We start from the raw sequence: 1,133 nt of genomic DNA on the forward strand, positions 1-1,133 counted from the left end.
TTGGTTTCAATAAACTCATACTTACCATCAGCTGCCAGCGCGGGCGTAGTGACCTCTACCCAGCCAGTGCCGCTGCTTTCGTGCATCTTTGCAGCAGTACCGTCTGCAGTATTGCGAAAGGCATACACCTTACCGCCAAAACGGAATACACCCAGCACAGGGCCAGACCCCGGCACAGGCTCAATAGCTTCCGTTCTCACTGTGCGCTCTGCTTTAATAGCGGCTATCAGTTGATCAGTGGTGTCAAATGGGAACCCCGGTAAATCAGCGCCGATAACTTTTGATGGCGCTGGCTGACCATCAAAGCGTTCATAGCCCTGTACGCGGCGATAGCGGCCAGTAGTGGTTAGCTCATAGTTGATAAGCTCGGTACATTCGCCGGGCTGTAGCGCCTGATCACTTACCGCCACATTCAAACCGCCTCTTAGCGGTATGGTAATAACGCTAGTATTGCTGGCCATTAAATAAAGCCCCTGGGCGCAAACTTCATTACAGGTAAACAGGCTGCGCTTAGCTCGGCCAGGCTGTCGTTATAACGCATGGTGGCCACTTGCAGCAGCATGTTATCTTCTTCATGGCTGGCGTAGTACATCAAGGCCTTGCGCATGATCACATCATGGAAGCGCTCAGGGATAAGCGATACATCATCATCAAACTGCAGTTGTGTTGGCAATATGCTGCGCTCAACCTCAATCACATAATCCTGATCTGGTATCGGGAAAAACATCAGTATTCCGTCAGGCCGGTAGGTGTATGCTGTCGGTTGGTGCCTGTCGGTATTTCTGGCATAACCCATGCGCTTAAACCAATCCCACCCCATTTCGATTAATGGCTGATCGCCAATAGTCATGTTTTTAATGCGGTTGGTGTCGGCAAGGCCTAAATCAAGCAGACTGTACTGCCGTTCATCAGTCTGCATTACTGCGCTGCCAATGCGCCATAGAAAGGTCCATGTAGGCTGCAGGCGTTGTATATCCAAATCAGCCTGGCGCACCCACTCAACAACCTTAGCCAGAATAGCTTGCTGGTTTATTACAGTAAGCGGGCCGGATCCAGATATGCCGGATTCCTGCCGCACTCTGTTGCACAATTCTAAAAACGTCATGGCAGCACCGGATTAGTAAATTAAACGG

2 protein-coding genes are annotated in these 1,133 nt (G+C 50.7%); both read right to left on the bottom strand.

Features of this window, described 5'->3' with window-relative positions; all coding sequences use genetic code 11:
* A partial coding sequence (locus V7D78_RS17395; RefSeq protein WP_333609712.1) for a hypothetical protein occupies positions 1-461 on the bottom strand: 461 nt, incomplete at its 3' end.
* On the bottom strand, positions 461-1,105 hold the full coding sequence (locus V7D78_RS17400; RefSeq protein ID WP_333609713.1) for a phage adaptor protein: 645 nt from the start codon (positions 1,103-1,105) through the stop codon (positions 461-463). The genes V7D78_RS17400 and V7D78_RS17395, both read right to left, overlap by 1 nt.
* Positions 1,106-1,133 lie beyond the last annotated feature (28 nt).

This window comes from Arsukibacterium sp., from assembly GCF_036735525.1.
In the GTDB taxonomy this organism is placed as follows: Bacteria; Pseudomonadota; Gammaproteobacteria; order Enterobacterales; family Alteromonadaceae; genus Alishewanella.

Bases quoted from the DNA above. Each gene is read 5' to 3' on its own strand.
- V7D78_RS17400 (WP_333609713.1), bottom strand. From the start codon at position 1,105: ATGACGTTTTTAGAATTGTGCAACAGAGTGCGGCAGGAATCCGGCATA.